The organism is Nocardia asteroides, from assembly GCF_021183625.1.
GTDB lineage: Bacteria > Actinomycetota > Actinomycetes > Mycobacteriales > Mycobacteriaceae > Nocardia > Nocardia asteroides_A.
Genome location: NZ_CP089214.1, coordinates 202849 through 218396, shown reverse-complemented (window position 1 = coordinate 218396; position 15548 = coordinate 202849). Strand labels below are relative to the sequence as shown.

General features: G+C 70.7%; 18 protein-coding genes. 10 read left to right on the top strand and 8 right to left on the bottom strand.

Annotation, left to right across the window (positions count from 1 at the left end):
• Positions 1–122: 122 nt before the first annotated feature.
• From LTT61_RS01135 to LTT61_RS01125, 3 genes are all read left to right on the top strand, one after another.
• Positions 123–1421, top strand: a complete 1299-nt coding sequence (locus LTT61_RS01135) for an NtaA/DmoA family FMN-dependent monooxygenase (protein WP_233018041.1) — start codon at positions 123–125, stop codon at positions 1419–1421.
• A gap of 78 nt (positions 1422–1499) precedes the next feature.
• Positions 1500–1712, top strand: a complete 213-nt coding sequence (locus LTT61_RS01130; RefSeq protein ID WP_233018040.1) for a hypothetical protein — start codon at positions 1500–1502, stop codon at positions 1710–1712.
• 210 nt (positions 1713–1922) lie between these two features.
• Positions 1923–2888: a DUF1152 domain-containing protein gene (locus tag LTT61_RS01125; protein ID WP_233018039.1), complete on the top strand. Its 966-nt coding sequence runs from the start codon at positions 1923–1925 to the stop codon at positions 2886–2888.
• 44 nt (positions 2889–2932) lie between these two features.
• Here the strand turns inward: LTT61_RS01125 and LTT61_RS01120 are convergent, their stop codons facing one another.
• The gene (locus LTT61_RS01120; RefSeq protein WP_233018038.1) at positions 2933–3760 is read right to left on the bottom strand and encodes an alpha/beta fold hydrolase; all 828 of its coding nucleotides are present in this window, start codon (positions 3758–3760) and stop codon (positions 2933–2935) included.
• Positions 3761–3854: 94 nt separating this feature from the next.
• On the opposite strand from LTT61_RS01120, the gene LTT61_RS01115 reads away from it, so the two are divergent.
• Positions 3855–4262 (top strand): MarR family transcriptional regulator, encoded by a 408-nt coding sequence (locus LTT61_RS01115; RefSeq protein ID WP_233018037.1) that lies wholly within the window; start codon positions 3855–3857, stop codon positions 4260–4262.
• On the opposite strand, the gene LTT61_RS01110 is transcribed toward LTT61_RS01115, so the two are convergent.
• The gene (locus LTT61_RS01110) at positions 4180–4833 is read right to left on the bottom strand and encodes a TetR family transcriptional regulator (protein WP_420094723.1); all 654 of its coding nucleotides are present in this window, start codon (positions 4831–4833) and stop codon (positions 4180–4182) included. The two genes, LTT61_RS01115 and LTT61_RS01110, sit on opposite strands and share 83 nt — an antisense overlap.
• A 158-nt stretch (positions 4834–4991) precedes the next feature.
• On the opposite strand from LTT61_RS01110, the gene LTT61_RS01105 reads away from it, so the two are divergent.
• From LTT61_RS01105 to LTT61_RS01090, 4 genes are read left to right on the top strand one after another with little or no spacing between them, the layout of a single operon-like run.
• A complete protein-coding gene (locus LTT61_RS01105) occupies positions 4992–5822 on the top strand; it encodes a mycofactocin-coupled SDR family oxidoreductase (protein ID WP_233018036.1) in 831 nt (276 codons plus the stop codon).
• Entirely contained in the window at positions 5819–6625 is an 807-nt protein-coding gene (locus LTT61_RS01100) for a mycofactocin-coupled SDR family oxidoreductase (RefSeq protein ID WP_269821835.1), read from the top strand. The genes LTT61_RS01105 and LTT61_RS01100 overlap by 4 nt, the downstream gene beginning before the upstream one ends.
• A gap of 11 nt (positions 6626–6636) precedes the next feature.
• The gene (locus LTT61_RS01095; RefSeq protein ID WP_233018035.1) at positions 6637–7434 is read left to right on the top strand and encodes a carboxymuconolactone decarboxylase family protein; all 798 of its coding nucleotides are present in this window, start codon (positions 6637–6639) and stop codon (positions 7432–7434) included.
• Positions 7431–8885, top strand: a complete 1455-nt coding sequence (locus tag LTT61_RS01090) for an aldehyde dehydrogenase family protein (protein ID WP_233018034.1) — start codon at positions 7431–7433, stop codon at positions 8883–8885. The genes LTT61_RS01095 and LTT61_RS01090 overlap by 4 nt, the downstream gene beginning before the upstream one ends.
• Positions 8886–8906: 21 nt before the next feature.
• Here LTT61_RS01090 and LTT61_RS01085 read toward each other — a convergent pair whose 3' ends face one another.
• From LTT61_RS01085 to LTT61_RS01075, 3 genes are read right to left on the bottom strand one after another with little or no spacing between them, the layout of a single operon-like run.
• Positions 8907–9578 carry a TetR/AcrR family transcriptional regulator gene (locus LTT61_RS01085; RefSeq protein WP_420094846.1) on the bottom strand — a complete coding sequence of 224 codons (672 nt, stop codon included), beginning with the start codon at positions 9576–9578 and terminating at the stop codon, positions 8907–8909.
• Between the two features lie 22 nt (positions 9579–9600).
• Positions 9601–10407, bottom strand: coding sequence for an NAD(P)-dependent oxidoreductase (locus tag LTT61_RS01080; protein WP_233018033.1), 807 nt, complete (start codon positions 10405–10407; stop codon positions 9601–9603).
• A gap of 8 nt (positions 10408–10415) precedes the next feature.
• Positions 10416–11255, bottom strand: a complete 840-nt coding sequence (locus LTT61_RS01075) for a mycofactocin-coupled SDR family oxidoreductase (protein WP_233018032.1) — start codon at positions 11253–11255, stop codon at positions 10416–10418.
• A 232-nt stretch (positions 11256–11487) separates the two neighbouring features.
• On the opposite strand from LTT61_RS01075, the gene LTT61_RS01070 reads away from it, so the two are divergent.
• Together LTT61_RS01070 and LTT61_RS01065 are read left to right on the top strand one after the other, a co-directional pair.
• Positions 11488–12771 carry a cytochrome P450 gene (locus tag LTT61_RS01070; protein ID WP_233018031.1) on the top strand — a complete coding sequence of 428 codons (1284 nt, stop codon included), beginning with the start codon at positions 11488–11490 and terminating at the stop codon, positions 12769–12771.
• Between the two features lie 5 nt (positions 12772–12776).
• Positions 12777–13595, top strand: a complete 819-nt coding sequence (locus LTT61_RS01065; protein ID WP_233018030.1) for a mycofactocin-coupled SDR family oxidoreductase — start codon at positions 12777–12779, stop codon at positions 13593–13595.
• A gap of 62 nt (positions 13596–13657) precedes the next feature.
• Here the strand turns inward: LTT61_RS01065 and LTT61_RS01060 are convergent, their stop codons facing one another.
• The 3 genes from LTT61_RS01060 to LTT61_RS01050 form a co-directional block, all read right to left on the bottom strand.
• Positions 13658–13831, bottom strand: coding sequence for a CsbD family protein (locus LTT61_RS01060; RefSeq protein ID WP_233018029.1), 174 nt, complete (start codon positions 13829–13831; stop codon positions 13658–13660).
• 226 nt (positions 13832–14057) lie between these two features.
• Positions 14058–14459, bottom strand: coding sequence for a nuclear transport factor 2 family protein (locus tag LTT61_RS01055; RefSeq protein WP_233018028.1), 402 nt, complete (start codon positions 14457–14459; stop codon positions 14058–14060).
• A complete protein-coding gene (locus tag LTT61_RS01050; RefSeq protein WP_233018027.1) occupies positions 14456–15508 on the bottom strand; it encodes an alcohol dehydrogenase catalytic domain-containing protein in 1053 nt (350 codons plus the stop codon). The genes LTT61_RS01055 and LTT61_RS01050 overlap by 4 nt, the downstream gene beginning before the upstream one ends.
• Positions 15509–15548 lie beyond the last annotated feature (40 nt).

Here is a 15548-nt window from a genome sequence, read left to right as displayed (position 1 = left end):
ATCGTCGAACCGGGGAGCCTGGGACGTGTACACCGGCCGCTGGCGCCGGAACCGCGAGGAGAATATGATTCTCCACTGACAAAAGTCCCGATCTCGCCGAGGCGACGACAGGAGCCCATCCCATGGCGCAACGCCGCTACCTGCACCTGAACCTGGTGGCCAACGACCTCAACCTGCACCAGGGCGCACAGAAGGCGGAGCAGGCCCGTGGCATCCCCGACCGCGGCGCCTTCGAGCGGCTGCTCGAGTACGGCCGCTTCGGCGACGAGGGGCTGTTCACCGCGCTCTTCGTCGGCGACATCCCCGGAATGCAGGGCTCCCCCGCCTTCGACGGCGGCCCCGCCGAGCCGATCACCGCACTGACCGCGATCTCCCAGCACACCAGGCACGTCGGGCTGATCGCGACCGCGTCGACCACCTTCTACGACCCGTACAACCTGGCCCGGCTGCTGGCCTCGCTCGACCAGGCCTCGGACGGCCGCGCCGGCTACAACGCCGTCACCTCGGTGGTCGACCGCTTCGCCCTGAACTACAGCCTCGACCGCCACCTCGACCGCGAGGCCCGCTACCACCGTGCCGACGAATTCCTCCAGGTCCTGCGCGGCCTCTGGGAGAACCGCTCCCTGCGCCCCGACGCCGACGGCCGCCTCCGCTTCCACGCCGAGCCGATCGACCACCGCGGCGAGCACTTCCAGGTCACCGGCCCGCTCAATATCGCGCCGAGCCGCCAGCAGCGCCCGCTCATCGCGCAGGCGGGCGGGTCGGGCGCGGGTATCGCGGTCGCGGCCACGCACGCCGACATGGTCTTCACCAACTCTTCGACCCGCGCCGCCGCCGCGGCCTACCGCGAAACCCTCGACAAGGCGCTCATCGAAGCGGGCCGCACCCCGGGCACGGTCCCGCCCGTCCCCGGCCTCATCCCCTACCTCGGCCGGACCACCGCCGAAGCAGAGGAGAAGCTGCGCGAACTCGACAGCCACGTCGACTTGGCCGCCATGGCACCCTTCGCGCTCGGGCAGTTCGGGCTCGACATCCCCCTCGGCGACGTGGGCGAACCGTTCCCCGCCCACCTGCTCCCGCGCCCGGATGAGGTCGAGGCGACGATCAAGAGCACCTTCGGCAACTACGTCGCGATCTACACCTTCGTCCAGGAGCGTCCCGGGGTCACCGTCGGCGAGGTCGTCGCCCAGGCGGTCGGGCGCGGCGGAGCCACGCACCGCAAGTTCGTCGGCTCCTACGACGAGCTCGCCGACGACTTCGCCGCCTGGCACGAGGACGGCTCGGTCGGCGGATTCAACCTCATGTTCGCGGCGGGCGCTGGCGCCATCCGCGAGTTCATCGACGAGGTCGTGCCGCGCCTCATCGACCGCGGCATTTACCGCGGCACCCCCTTCGACATCCCGCTGCGCGAACGCTTCTGACCGCTCCCGCGCCGGAAAATCAGTATCGGCACGGCCACCATCCCGGATACCGTCGAGGGACCGAGAAAGGGGGACGACATGTGGAACTGGAGCACCGCGGTCGCCGAATACGGCGCCGTGGCCACCTTCTGGAGCGGGCAGCCCAGCCCCGGCTCGCCCACCGTGCGCGACCCGGAGCCGGGCGCGTTCGAGGTGACCACCGGTGGGGAGCGGGGCGAGGGCGGGAAGCCCGAGTCCGGTCCCGGGGCGCCGGCGACGCCCATGCGCGACCGATTCGATCTCGTGGCCTGAGGGTCCGAGTCCCTACGATCCGGCGTCCGCTCCCAGCGGGCGCCGGATCTCGTTCAGCCGTTGATCAGGTCGCGCGGCCCCGGCCGCCCGCACCGGGATCGGGCCGCAGATCCGAATTCCACCACCGCTGCTCCCCGTTGCCGGTCGGTGCGGGGGCGGGCCTTCGGGAGACCGTGGCGCCGTAACGCCGCCGTGGTCATGATGGACGGGGTGAGTTCGTATCGCTTGGCCGAGCCTCCGCTGTTCACTCGCCTGCACGACGCCTCGCGCGTGCTGATCGCCGGGGCGGGTGGCGGATTCGACATCTACGGCGGGCTGCCGCTCGCCGTCGCCCTGGAGGGGCTCGGCAAGACCGTTCACCTCGCGAACCTGTCCTTCGGCGACCTGGGCCGGACCCCGCTCGACGACTGGCTGCTCCCCGGAGTCGCCGCCGTCACCCCCGACACCGTCGGCGACGACGACTACTTCCCCGAACGCAGCCTGGCTCGCTGGCTGGGCGCCACCGGACGCGAGCCGGTCGTCTACACGTTCCCCCGATCCGGTGTCCGCCCGTTGCGCGCGGCCTACCGCGGCCTCGTCGAGCAGCTCGGCGTGGACGCCATCGTGCTGGTGGACGGGGGCACCGACATTCTGCTGCGCGGCGACGAAACCGGCCTCGGCACTCCGCACGAGGACATGACCAGCCTCGCGGCGGTGGCCGGGCTGGACGATCTCACCGCCGTGGTGGTGTCGATCGGTTTCGGCGTCGATGCCTATCACGGGGTGTGCCACGCCCACGTCCTGGAGAATCTCGCGGCGCTGCAACGGCGGAACGCGTACCTCGGGGCGCTCTCCATTCCGCTCGACAGCCCCGAAGGGGCCGCCTACCTCGACGCCGTCGAGCAGGCGGTCGCCGACACGCCACTGCGCCCGACCATCGTGCACACCCAGATCGCGGGCGCTCTCCGTGGCGAGTTCGGTGACGTCCACACCACCGGCCGCACCGGGGGCAGCGAGCTGTTCGTGAACCCGCTCATGGCGATGTACGTCGCCGTCGACCTCCGGGCACTGGCGCGGACGATCGAGTACCTTCCCCTGCTCGAACCGACCGAGCATGCTCATCAGGTGCTGCACGTGATCGAGGCGCACCTGTCGTCGCGACCCCGCCCGCGCTCGCCCAGACTCATCCCGCACTGACCCGCGCGGTGACCTCCGATACCCCCTCTCCGACGTCCCGCGGACTACCCGAGGAGAGCCGATAGCCGCAGGGCGTAGCCGCGCGGGTGCGTCATGCTGCCGTTGTGCCCACCGGCGAAGATCGCGATGCCGGTGCCGAGCAGCGCGGCCAGCGCTACGGCGCACTTGCGATCGAAGACGTGCGCCGGAGTGGTGCTGCCGACGGCCGGGATGATCCGGACCGAGCTGTGTCGCAGGGCGGCGACGTCGAGCCGGTCCGCACGGACGGCGGTCAGGTCGTGGCCGAGGAAGTGGCCGAAGCCGGCGGCGCGCTCGGCGGTGATCGCAGGCAGGCGGATCCCCGGCTCGACCTCCTGGCAGGCAGGGTCGATTCCCAGTGTGCGAGCTACCGGCGCGAGCGCGGCGCGCCAGCCCTCCGCGTGGAAGACCTGCTGGCAGTATTCGAGTTCCCGCAGGTGCGCGGCGCGGTCGGGGGCGGCGAGCAGGGAGGGCGCCACCGGCTCGTGGGCGATGAGGGTGTGCAGCTGTCCGGGGTGCTCGAGTGCCAGACGCAGGCCGATCACCGCTCCGATGCTGCAGCCGAGCATGTACGCCGGTTCGCTGGTGACCGCGGTCAGTAGGTGGTGCACGTCGGCGGCGTGGGTCGCCATGGTGATCGGCCGGGACGGATCGTCGATGGTGCTGCGCGACAGTCCCCTCCGGTCGTAGGTGACGACCGTGAACTCCTCCGCCAGCAGCCCGACGAGGTCGCCGGTCCGGTTGGCATCGCCCTCCCCGCTCTGGGAGATCAGCAGCACCGGCCCCCGGCCGCGGACTTCGTAGTGGAGCCGGGCGCCGGGAACCGCCAGGGTCGCGGTTTCGATCGTGGTCATGACCCCACCGTAATCCATCATTTTTGATGCATCAAGATTGATGTAAGCTGGAGCCGTGAACGGAGTACAGCTGTTTCTCCTCGGTCGCACCCTGATGAAGCTCGGCGAAGAGGCCCTGCCCGACGTCGGCGGGGGCGAAAACAGCGCTGTCCTGGTCGTACTGGCCGACATCCTGGACAACTCCGACTGCACGGTCGGTGAGATCGCCACCCGCACCGGACTGCCGCAGAGCGCGGTGTCGACGGCGGTCGCCAGGCTTCGCGAATCCGGCTCGGTCGTGGCTCGCGCCGATCCGCGCGACCGCAGGCGCACGCTGCTGCGCCGCGCCGAGCACGCATCCGATCGCGTTGCCGAGGTGCGCGCGAGCACGGTCGACGACGTGCTCGGAGACGCGCTCGGCACCGCCGACCCGGAGGAGATCAGCGCTGTCCTGCATGCCCTGGAACTGCTGTCCCGACGCTTGATTCGGCAATCGGGCCACCCCCCGCCCGGTAACCCGTAGTCAGCCAGTAGACCGTGCGATCAACGGTCGGCAGGATTTCGGTCACCGCGATCTCGCCCCCGGCGAAACGCCCGAGCAGCCCGTAGACCAGGCTGGACAGGATCCGCCCGAGATCCTGGACGAAGTCGGGGTCCACACCGTCGAGCGCGGTCATGGCCGCCGGGACAACGGCCTCGAATCCGCGCCGCACCAGCAACTCCCCACCACTCGCGGCGCGGGCACGGAAGTAGGCGATCAACAGCCCCGGATGCTGCTCCCACGGTTCGAAGATGGGACGAAGCACGCCCATGAGCGCCTCGTGCAGCGAGACCCCCGGGTCGGGCGTGTATTCCGCCAGCCCGGCATACCGATTCTCGGCCAGCCACCGCTGCAGCGCCGCCAGGATCAGCTCGTCGCGAGTCCCGTAGAGCTTGTAGATCTTGCCCAGCGAGACCCGGGCCCGCCGGGCGACCTCGCGCACCTGCACCGCGTCGTACCCCTCGGCCTCGAGCATCTCGACGACGGCGGCCCGGATGCGCTGCTCCCCCTGCCCGACGACCGACTCCATGACGTCGCGGTGTTCTTCCGGCATTCGGCCCAACTCCTTCCCTTGCCACCGAAGATACTGCTACTCTCGCCCAGTGGTAATCAGATTACCACTGCTAGAAGCGAGATTTTCACTCGGCTCGGCGCGCTCCCGTGACGGAATCCGGGATGGCGCGGAGCTACTCGGCATCGAATCGAGGATCAATGGGTTCCCTGGACGGCAAGGTCGCCTTCATCACCGGGGTGGCGCGAGGACAAGGGCGCAGCCACGCGCTGCGGCTGGCGCGCGAGGGCGCCGACATCATCGGCGTCGACATCTGCGCGAACATCGCCTCCAACGCCTATCCGATGGCGAGCCGCGACGAGCTGGACGAGACCGTGGCGCTCGTCGAGGCCGAAGGCCGAAGGATGGTCGCCGCGGTCGCCGACGTGCGCGACTTCGCCCGGCTGCGCGAGGCGCTGGACGCCGGGGTGGCCACGCTCGGCCGGCTCGACATCGTCTGCGCGAACGCCGGGATCGCGCCGCTCTCGCTGGAGGAGGTGCCGATCGAGACCGAGCTCGCGCAGTGGACCGACGTGATCGGGGTGAACATGTCCGGCGCCTTCCACACCGCGCGCGCCGCACTGCCGCATCTGATCGCCGGCGGGCGCGGGGGCTGCATCGTGTTCACGAGTTCGACCGCGGGGCTGGTCGGCATGGGCGGGATGGACGGGGGCGGCCTGGGGTACGCGGCGTCCAAGCACGCGATCGTCGGGATCATGCGCTGTCTGGCGAACGGCCTGGCGCAGTACAGCATCCGGGTCAACACCGTGCATCCGACGGCGGTGAACACCATGATGGCGGTCAACCCGCAGATGATGGAGTGGGCGGCGAACAACCCCGACGGCGGCCCCCACCTGATGAACCCGATGCCGGTCGCCATGCTGGAGCCGCAGGACATCAGCGCCGCGATCGCCTTCCTCGCCTCGGACGAGGCGAAGTACATCACCGGGGTGACGCTGCCGGTGGACGCCGGCTTCGTCAACAAGCTGTGAGGACCGGGCGGGTCGCGGGCAAGCGGGTGCTGATCACCGGCGCCGCCCGCGGCATGGGTCGCAGCCACGCGCTCCGGCTCGCCGAGGAGGGCGCCGACCTGCTGCTCATCGATATCTGCCGGTCGCTGCCCGAACTCGAGTATCCGCTCGCCACCGAGGACGATCTCGCCGAGACCGCGCGGCTGGCCGGCGAGCACGGCGGGCAGGTGCGCACCGCCGTCGCCGACGTGCGCGACGCGGCGGCACTGCGCACAGTGGTGGACGAGGCGGTGGGCGCGCTCGGCGGGCTCGACGCCGCAGTCGCCAATGCCGGGGTACTCACCGCCGCCACCTGGGACAACACCACGCCCGAGCAGTGGCGAGCCGTGGTCGAGGTCAACCTCATCGGCACCTGGAACACCTGCGCGGCCGCGCTGCCGCACCTGGTCGAGCGCGGCGGCAGCCTGGTCAACATCAGCTCGGCGGCCGGGTTGAAGGGCACCCCGCTGCACACCCCCTACACGGCGGCCAAGCACGGCGTCGTCGGGCTGAGCCGGGCGCTGGCCAACGAGCTGGCGGCGAGCAACGTCCGGGTCAACACGGTGCACCCGACCGGCGTCGCCACCGGAATGTCTCCGGCGTCGCTGTTCACCCTGCTCACCGAGGTGCGCCCGGACCTGGCGCCGCTGTTCGGCAATGCGCTCCCGGTCGTCATGACCGAACCCATCGACATCAGCAACGCGGTGCTCTACCTGATCTCCGACGAGGCCCGGCACGTCACCGGGATGGAGTTCAAGGTCGACGCGGGCGTCACGCTCCACTGAAAGCGAACCTCATGGAAACCACCGAAATCAGCGCGCGCGGGCGGCGGGCCTTCACCGACGTCATGACCTTCGCTCCGCCCACCGACTCCGACGACCTACTGGACTACGTCTTCGCCGAGGTCTGGACCCGGCCGGTGCTGAGCCGCCGCGACCGGCGCTTCGTCACCCTGGCCTGCGTCGCCGACTCCGACGCCGAGCAGCCGCTGATCGACCACGTCTACGCCGCGCTGAACAGCGGCGACCTCTCCATCGTCGAAATGCGCGAGACGGTGCTGCATTTCGCGGTCTACGCGGGCTGGCCGAAGGCGTCGCGGTTCAATATCGTCGTCGACCAGCAGTGGGAACGGATCCACCGCGAACGCGGCCTTCCGGTCCCCGCCCCCGAGCCGCTGCTGCCGCTGGTCACCCCGAGCGACCCCGAAGAGCGCCTGGTCCGGGGCACGCGGTCGTTCAAGGAGGTCAACTGCATGCCGTTCGCCCCGGACCGGAACAACCCGTACCAGGGCGCGGGCATCCTGAATTTCGTCTTCGGCGAGATGTGGTTGCGTCCGGGGCTCCCGATGAAGGCGCGCCGGTTGATCACGGTGGCCTGCGTCGGGTTCCAGGACGCCCCGCTGCCGATTCTGTCCCACGTCTACGCGGCGTTGAAGAGCCGCGATGTGTCGTTCGAGGAGATGGACGAGCTGGCGCTGCAGTTCGGCGCCTACTGCGGGCTGCCGAAGGGCACGTACCTCAGCCAGGTCATCCGCGAACAGAAGGGCCGCGTCGTGCACGAGTGGCGCGTCGAAGCCGAGGAGGAGCAGTCGTGAGTACCACCGAAACGTTGAACGGCGCGCTACTCATCGGCGGGGACCGGATCACCGCCGCCGCGGGCGGGTCCCAGGACCACATCTTCCCGGCCACGGGTGCGCCGAACGGGACGGTCGCGCTCGCGGGCGCCGAAGACATCGAGCTGGCCGTCCGGGCCGGGCGCGAAGCACAGCGGGAGTGGAGCTCCTACTCCGCCGATCGTCGCCGCGATCTGCTGATCGACCTCGCCGACGCGGTGCACGAGCACACGGCCGAGCTGAGCCGGTTGAACGTGCACGACTACGGGGTGCCGATCTCCTTCGCCATCAATACCGTTGTGCTGGAACGCTTCCTGCGGCACTACGCCGGATACGTCGACAAGCCGCACGGGCTCAGCACGCCGGTCGCCGAGTCCCCCGACCTGAATCTGGTCGAGCGCGAGCCCTACGGCGTGGTCGGGGTGATCGCGCCGTGGAACGGTGCGATGGTGGTCGCCGGGTCGTGCGTCGCGCCCGCGCTGGCCGCGGGCAACGCGGTGCTGTTCAAGCCGTCGGCGCTGGCGCCGTTCGCGGCGCTGCGCTTCGGCGAGTTGTGCCTGGCGGCGGGGCTTCCGCCCGGACTGGTGAACGTCGTGCCCGCCCGCGCCGAGGGCGGCGAGGCGCTGGTGCGGCACCCCGGCATCCGCAAGATCCACTTCACCGGGGGCGGGGTGACCGCGCGCAAGATCCTCGCGGCCGCGGCGGAGAACCTGATTCCGGTGGTCGCCGAACTGGGTGGCAAGTCGGCGAACATCGTCTTCGCCGATGCCGATCTCGACTATGCCGCGCGGTTGTCGGCCTATCAGGGGCCGATCGTGCAGTCCGGGCAGAGTTGCGCGTGTGCGAGCCGGGTGCTGGTGCACGAATCGGTCTACGACGCCTTCGTGCAGAAGTTCGTCGCGACCGTCGAGCAGGCGGCGGTGGGCGATCCGTTCGATCCCGCCGTGGTGTTCGGGCCGGTGATCAGCGAGCCCGACGCCACCCGCATCCTGTCGGTGATCGACGAGGCCGTCGCGACCGGCGCCGGTGACCTGCTCACCGGCGGCAAGCGGATCGGCGGGGCGCTCGGCGCGGGCTATTACCTCGAGCCGACGGTGTTCGGCGAGGTCGACAACGGCTCGCCGCTGGCGCGCACCGAGACCTTCGGGCCCGTCGTGTCGATCATGCGGTTCCGCGACGAGGACGAGGCCGTGCGGCTGGCCAACGACAGCCCCTACGGGCTCAATGCCTTCATCCAGACCACGAACCTGGTCCGCGCGCACCGCGTCGCCCGCAGGCTCGAGGCGGGCTCGATCTGGATCAACCAGGTCAGCGACATCTCGCCGCAGGGCCCCTACGGCGGCTACAAGCAGAGCGGCTTCGGCCGCACCGGCGGACTGGACGGGCTGTACGAGTTCATGCAGGTCAAGAACATCCGGATCGGCATGAGCTGACGGACTCGCGGTCCGGCCCGTTCAGCGCTCGGCGGGCCGGACCGGGAGCGGGTAGCGGGCGATGAACTGCTCGACGTAGCCGCGCAGCTGCTCGTGCCCCTGCACCATGCCGACGGCGCTCTCGTTGCAGATGATGCGCGCGGCACCGGTCAGCAGGATCGACATCACCACGGGCGGGAAATCGGCGAGGTCGACGCCGTTGCTGCGCAGCACCAGGGTGACCGCGGCGGTTTCGATGTCGCGGACGCGCTCGGCGAAGACCCGGAGCTCGGCGCCGATCACCTTGCGGTGGTTGGCGAGCGCCATCCACTCGGTGCTGAGCCGGGTGTAGCGGGTGTCGGTGTTGATCAGCCAGAGCACGCGCAGCGGGTCGTCGGCGGTGAGCGCCTCGCGCATGCGGACCAGCGCCCGCTCGCCGCTGTCGCGCAGGACGGTGACGAACAGGTCGTCCATGGTCGGGAAGTAGTAGTAGACGAGCGCCGACTTCACCCCGGCGCGCTCGGCCACCCGCCGGGAGGTCGCCGCCGCGTAGCCGTCCTCGCCCATGATCTGCTCGGTGGCCGCCATGAGCCGCTCCCTGGCGCCGGTGGCCTCGCGCGGCTTCCTGACGGCCACTACCGCTCCCCGCTGTTCGTCGGACTGCGCACAGCGCACGTTATCATCTGATCGTCCGATCAATTCCGCAGGTGGCAGGGGATCGGACCGGGCAACGCGGTCAGCCGACGCGCATCAGCGCCAGCGCCGCCTCGGCGGCGGTGCCGACGGCGCCGGATTCCGCGCCCGCCCGCTCGGCGAGAGCGCGCACGAGCCCGACATCCTTGCGCAGCAATTCGCCCGCGTGGGCGGCGATGGCGTCCACGGTGCCGCCGCTGCCGGTGATCGCGGTCAGGGCGAAGCTGTTCGCGGTGCCGCCGCCCAGCACGCCGCCGAGGCGGGCCGGGTCGACGCCCAGCTCGGCGGCGAGCGCGAAGGTGGTCGCCACGGTGGCGAGGTTGGCGGTGAAGAGCAGGTTGTTCAGCAGCTTCGCGACCTGCCCCGCGCCGACCGCGCCCAGGTGCTCGACCCGGCCCGCGTAGGACTCGAAGACCGGCAGGCAGCGCCGCACGGCCTCGTCGTCGCCGCCGGCCATGACCAGCAGCCTGCCCTCGGCCGCCGCCTGCCCGCCGCCGCTGACCGGTGCGTCCACGACCCGCACCCCGGCGGTGGCGGCGATGTCGCGGCAGGTGTCGGGGTGCACGGTGCTGTGCACCGCGACGACGCCGCCGGGCGCCAGCCCGGCGAGCACGCCGTCCGGCCCGTCGAGCACCTGGCGCACGTCGGCGTCGCCGACCACGCACAGGCAGACCAGCTCGCTGGCCGCGGCCAGTTCACGCGGCGTCGCGGCGACGGCGGCGCCGGTGTCGGCGAAGGCGGCCGTCGTCTCGGGCCGCCGGGCCCAGAGCGTGAGCGGGAAACCCGCCTCGGCGATGCGGCGGGCCATCGGCCCGCCCTGACTGCCGAGCCCGATGAAACCGGTGCGCATCGGATCCCTCACTTGAGCGTGCTGCCTGCGTCGACCGTCAGCGGCAGCCCGGTCACGTAACGGGATTCGTCGGAGGCGAGGAACAGCACCGCGTTGCTGATGTCCTCCGGCTCGACCCAGCCGACCGGGAGCACGTGCATCATCTGGGCCACCACGCGGAAGTCGTCGACGCCCGGGTTCTCCAGATCCGGGCGGAACATCTTCATGGTGTTCTCGTTCATGAACATCGGCGTGTTGACGTTCGTCGGGTGCACCGAGTTCACCCGGATCGAGTGCTGCCCGAGCTCGACGGCGAAGGTGCGCATGAGCCCGACCACGCCGTGCTTGGCCGCGATGTAGTGCCCCGTCTGCGGGTAGGCCTTGAGCCCGCCGACCGAGCTGGTCAGGATGATCGACCCGCCCCGGCCGCCGGAGAGCAGATGCGGCACAGCGGCTTTCACCGACTTCCAGACGCCGGAGAGGTTGATGTCGATCATCGTGTTCCAGTCCTGCTCGCTGGTCTTGTCGAGCGTCTGGCCGCCGTTGCCGATCCCCGCATTGGCCACCACGATGTCGAGCCGGCCCAGCTGCTCGACGCCGGAATCGACCGCCGCCGCGAGCGCGTCGAAATCGCGCACGTCGACCTGGGCGGTGATGATCCGGCGCCCGGTCTCCTCGACCAGCTTCACGGTCTCGGCCAGGTCCTCCGGGGTGGAGTGCGCGATCTGGTCGGTGCCGCTGACCGGCGCGCACACGTCCACCGCGATGATGTCGGCGCCCTCGCGCGCCAGGTGCACCGCGTGGCTGCGCCCCTGCCCGCGCGCCGCGCCCGTGATGTAGGCGACCTTGCCCTCGACCCGACCCACCATGGAAGACCTCGCTCCGTGCTCTCGACCAGCCCGATGCTGATCGGTCGATAAAAGTGGACACCTTTCCAAGAACCATGTCAATGCCATTCTCATTCTTGCTTTACGTGGTTGACCATCGCGTCGGGGCCGTGGTACCAATGCACCGCTCCTCGAGTTTTATCGATCGATCAGTCCGAGGCCCGCCGTGACGCTCGCCGGCCGCCTCGCCCTCTCGCCCCGGAAAGGCCGGCTCATGACCGATACGGCGTCCCTCGACTACTTCTCCGACCCGGCGCTGGCCCAGGACCCCTACCCGTACCTGGCCGGGCTGCGCGACCGGAACCCGATCGTGCGCGAACCGCACCACGACGTCCTGGTGGTCACCGGCTACCGGGAGGCCGACCTGATCTTCCGCGACCACGAATCGTTCTCCGCGTGCGTGTCGATCGGCGGCCCCTTCCCGCCGCTGCCGTTCACCCCCGAGGGCGACGACATCACCGATCAGATCGAGGCACACCGGCACCGTTTCCCGATCTTCGAGCACATGGTCACCATGGACCCGCCCGACCACACCCGCACCCGCACGCTGCTGAGCCGGCTGCTGACGCCCAAGCGGCTCAGGGAGAACCGGGACTACATGCTCGGGCTGGCCGACCGCAGGCTCGACGCGATCGTCGGGGCGGGCGGCTGCGAATTCCTCGGCGACTACGCCAAACCGTTCGCCACCCTGGTCATCGCCGACCTGCTCGGGGTCCCCGAGGAGGACCGGGAGGAGTTCCGGCGCAGGCTGACCGGGCACGAGGAGCCGGGCAGCCGGGTCGGCTCGCTGGACAGCGAACCGGTCGGCAGCAACCCGCTGCAGTGGCTGGAGGACACCTTCGGCGGCTACCTCGGCGAGCGCCGCGCCACCCCGAGCCCCGACATCCTCGGCGTGCTGGCCGCCACCACCTACCCCGACGGCACGCTGCCCGAGCTGATCGACATCGTCCGCCCGGCCACCTTCCTCTTCGCGGCGGGCATGGAGACGGTCACCAAACTGCTCAGCTCCGCGATCCGGGTGCTCGCCGAACGCCCCGAGTACCAGCGGATCCTGCGCGCCGACCGCAGCCTCGTCGCCCCGTTCATCGAGGAGGCGCTGCGCATCGAGAGCCCGACCAAGGTCGACTTCCGGCTCGCCCGCAGGACGACCCGGGTCGGCGACGTCGACATCCCCGCGGGCAGCATCGTCATGCTCTGCATCGGCGCCGCCAACCGCGACCCGCGCAAGTTCGACGACCCCGACGAGTTCCGCCTCGACCGCCCGAACTCGCGCGAGCACATCGCCTTCGGCCGCGGCATCCACACCTGCGCGGGCGCGTCGCTCGCCCGCACCGAGGGGCAGGTGACCCTGGACCGGCTGCTCGACCGGGTCACCGACCTCGCCATCGACGAGACCGCGCACGGCCCGGCCGGGGGCCGCGACTTCCGGTACGAGCCCACCTTCCTGCTGCGCGGGCTACAGGAACTGCACATCACCTACCAGCCGGCGGGGCGGTGATCGGCATGGGAAAGCTCGAAGGCAGGGTCGCTTTCATCACCGGCGCGGCGCGCGGCCAGGGCCGCAGCCATGCCGTCCGGCTGGCGCAGGAGGGGGCCGACATCATCGCGCTCGACATCTGCGAGCAGCTCGGTTCGGTGCGGTACCCGATGGGCACCGCCGACGAACTCGCCGAGACCGCCCGGCTGGTGGCGGCCACCGGTAGGCGCGTCTCGGTTCATCGCGCCGATGTGCGGGATGTGGGCGCGCTGCGCGGCGCGTACCGGGCGGGGGTCGAGGAGCTCGGCCCGGTCGACATCGTGCTCGCCAACGCGGGCATCGGAGCGGGCGGCTCGGCGGTGGCCGAGGAGCAGGAGTGGGACGAGGTGGTCGGGGTCAACCTGACCGGGGTGTGGAACACCGGCCGGGTGGCCATCCCGGACATGGTCGAGCGCGGCGCGGGCGGCTCGATCGTGCTGACCAGCTCGACCGGCGGGCTCATCGGCGTCGGCATTCCGACCGCCGGATTCCTCGGCTACACCGCCGCCAAGCACGGGGTCATCGGCCTCATGCGGTCGTGGGCGAACTACCTGGCCCCGCACAGCATCCGCGTGAACAGCATCGCGCCGACCGCCGTACGCACCCCGATGGCGGCCGACGGCGACCTGCGAGCGGTGCTCGAGCGCTCACCGCAGCTGGCGCACGCGCTGACCAATGCCATGCCGGTCGACCTGGTCGAACCGCTGGACGTCTCGAACGCCATCGCCTGGCTGGTCTCCGAGGATGCCCGCTACGTCACCGGGACCGTCGTCCCGGTCGATGCCGGGCTGCTCAACAAGCGGTAGAAACGGCGCGAGGCCGGGCCGCGAGGAACGTGCCTCGCTGCCCGGCCTGCCGAGAATATGGATCAGTCGCGGAGCGCGTCCTTGACCTTCTCGCCCGCACCCTTGAGGTCGGACTTGGTCTGGTCGGTCTTGCCCTCGGCCTCGGTGCTCCGATCGCCGGTGACCTTGCCCACCGCCTCCTTGGCCTTGCCTGCGAGATCCTCGACCTTGTTCTTCGCCTTGTCGGTGGCGCTCATCCGGTATCCCTTTCGACGTGACGTACGCGGTCCGTGATGTCCGCGGGCCGACGATCAGGCGATAGCCCCGGTGCGGTCCGGTAAACCCGCACCCGGGAAACTCACAGGTGTCTCGCAGGTCCGGATGCCCTGTTCCCGCAGCGTGACGACGATCTTGCCGGTGTGCTCGCCCCTGTCCGGGCGGCGGTGCGCCTCGCCCACCTCGTCGAGGAGCGACGCGGGGGGTTCACGGGTTCGTCGCGCCGATCCGGACGGTGGTGAAGCGGCGGCGCCGGATCTGCCAGCCGGCACCGGTGCGCAGCAGCTCGTCGTCGTACCAGCCGACGGCGTTGACGCCGGACGTGCCGTCGGGCGACATGATCACCGCGTCGACGTAGCTGGTGGCCCGCGCGCCGTCACCGTCGACGGTGGCCGCGATATTGGTGATGCGGTGCAGGGTGTGCCCGGCCATGTCGTGGGACTGCCGCATGAACGTCAGCACCTCCTCGATGCCGTTCCACGTCCCGATCGGGCCGTAGTCGAGGACGCAGTCGGGGGTGAAGACGGTGCGGAACAGCTCCCAGTCGCGGCGGTCGATGCCGGTGGCGTAGCGGATCAGCACCGCGCCGATATCGTGGTGGTCGTTCATCGCGGGTCTCCGTTCGGGTGGACGATGACGCGGGCGGGCCCCCGCGAGTGCCTGACCTGTTCGAGCGCGTCGGGCACCTCGTCCAGGCCGATGACGGCGCCGACGCTGGGCAGCGGGTCGAGGGCGCCGCCGATGATGGCGTCGAGGGTCCCGTACCAGTCCTCCGGCATGGGGCCGCCGCCGAACTGGAGGTTCACGCCGGTGCGGGTGGCGGCGGTGATGTCGAGGGTGTCGCCGGTGTACCAGCCGCCCGCGCAGGCGATCCTGGTACCCATATCGGCTTCGGCGATCAGCCGCTGGATCAGCCCGGGCGCACCCGCGCACTCGAAGACCACCGCCGACCCCCACAGCTCGCGCCGCGCGCGGACCGAGCGCCACACCGCGAACGGGGACTCCTCGGCCGGGTCGACCAGGATGTGCGCGCCGAACGCGTCCCGCGCCGACCCCCGGCGGCCGGGGTCGAAATCGGAGACGATGATCGGTTCCACGCCGCGGCGGGCCAGCGCGGCCACGGCCGAGAGCCCTATGGCGCCCGCGCCGATCACGATCGGGATCTCCCCCGCGGCGATCCGCGCGGTGCGGACGTAGAACTCGCCGACCGCGAACGCGTCGGTCAACGCGGCGGCGTCGGGATCCACCTCGCGCGGCACCTCGCGCGCGATCACCTCGGCGATCACCAGCCTCTCGGCGAAACTGCCGGGGGATTCCGGGTGCTGGCCGATGATCCGAGCCCCGCCCGCCCCGCCGTCGACCAGCCGGATCGGGATCGAGGTGACCCGCGTCCCCACCGGGAACTGCCCGGTGCAGCCCGGCCCGTGCGCGAGCACCTCCCCGACGAACTCGTGCCCGAGCACCACATCGCGGTCGGGATCGTAGCGGGAGCGGCCGGTGGGGTCGTTCGTCCCGGCCTCGGGGTGATCCATGTAGTGGACGTCGGAGGCGCAGATCGCCGTGCTCACCACCGACACCAGCATTTCCCCCGCTCCCGGCTCCGGATCGGGCGTCTCCCGGACCGTCAGGCGGTTCGACCGCAGGACAACTGCGCGCATGGACTCTCCTGGACTGCACTTCTCGAATATGCGAGAATAC

What these genes read in the sequence shown, in the direction of transcription:
- LTT61_RS01120 (WP_233018038.1), bottom strand. Translation starts at nt 3,760, where the DNA reads ATGACCACGATCGAAACCGCGACCCTGGCGGTTCCCGGCGCCCGGCTC.
- LTT61_RS01135 (WP_233018041.1), top strand. Translation starts at nt 123, where the DNA reads ATGGCGCAACGCCGCTACCTGCACCTGAACCTGGTGGCCAACGACCTC.
- LTT61_RS01060 (WP_233018029.1), bottom strand. Translation starts at nt 13,831, where the DNA reads ATGAGCGCCACCGACAAGGCGAAGAACAAGGTCGAGGATCTCGCAGGC.
- LTT61_RS01095 (WP_233018035.1), top strand. Translation starts at nt 6,637, where the DNA reads ATGGAAACCACCGAAATCAGCGCGCGCGGGCGGCGGGCCTTCACCGAC.
- LTT61_RS01110 (WP_420094723.1), bottom strand. Translation starts at nt 4,833, where the DNA reads ATGCCGGAAGAACACCGCGACGTCATGGAGTCGGTCGTCGGGCAGGGG.
- LTT61_RS01055 (WP_233018028.1), bottom strand. Translation starts at nt 14,459, where the DNA reads ATGAACGACCACCACGATATCGGCGCGGTGCTGATCCGCTACGCCACC.
- LTT61_RS01080 (WP_233018033.1), bottom strand. Translation starts at nt 10,407, where the DNA reads ATGCGCACCGGTTTCATCGGGCTCGGCAGTCAGGGCGGGCCGATGGCC.
- LTT61_RS01070 (WP_233018031.1), top strand. Translation starts at nt 11,488, where the DNA reads ATGACCGATACGGCGTCCCTCGACTACTTCTCCGACCCGGCGCTGGCC.
- LTT61_RS01115 (WP_233018037.1), top strand. Translation starts at nt 3,855, where the DNA reads ATGAAGCTCGGCGAAGAGGCCCTGCCCGACGTCGGCGGGGGCGAAAAC.
- LTT61_RS01075 (WP_233018032.1), bottom strand. Translation starts at nt 11,255, where the DNA reads ATGGTGGGTCGGGTCGAGGGCAAGGTCGCCTACATCACGGGCGCGGCG.
- LTT61_RS01065 (WP_233018030.1), top strand. Translation starts at nt 12,777, where the DNA reads ATGGGAAAGCTCGAAGGCAGGGTCGCTTTCATCACCGGCGCGGCGCGC.
- LTT61_RS01050 (WP_233018027.1), bottom strand. Translation starts at nt 15,508, where the DNA reads ATGCGCGCAGTTGTCCTGCGGTCGAACCGCCTGACGGTCCGGGAGACG.
- LTT61_RS01105 (WP_233018036.1), top strand. Translation starts at nt 4,992, where the DNA reads ATGGGTTCCCTGGACGGCAAGGTCGCCTTCATCACCGGGGTGGCGCGA.
- LTT61_RS01130 (WP_233018040.1), top strand. Translation starts at nt 1,500, where the DNA reads ATGTGGAACTGGAGCACCGCGGTCGCCGAATACGGCGCCGTGGCCACC.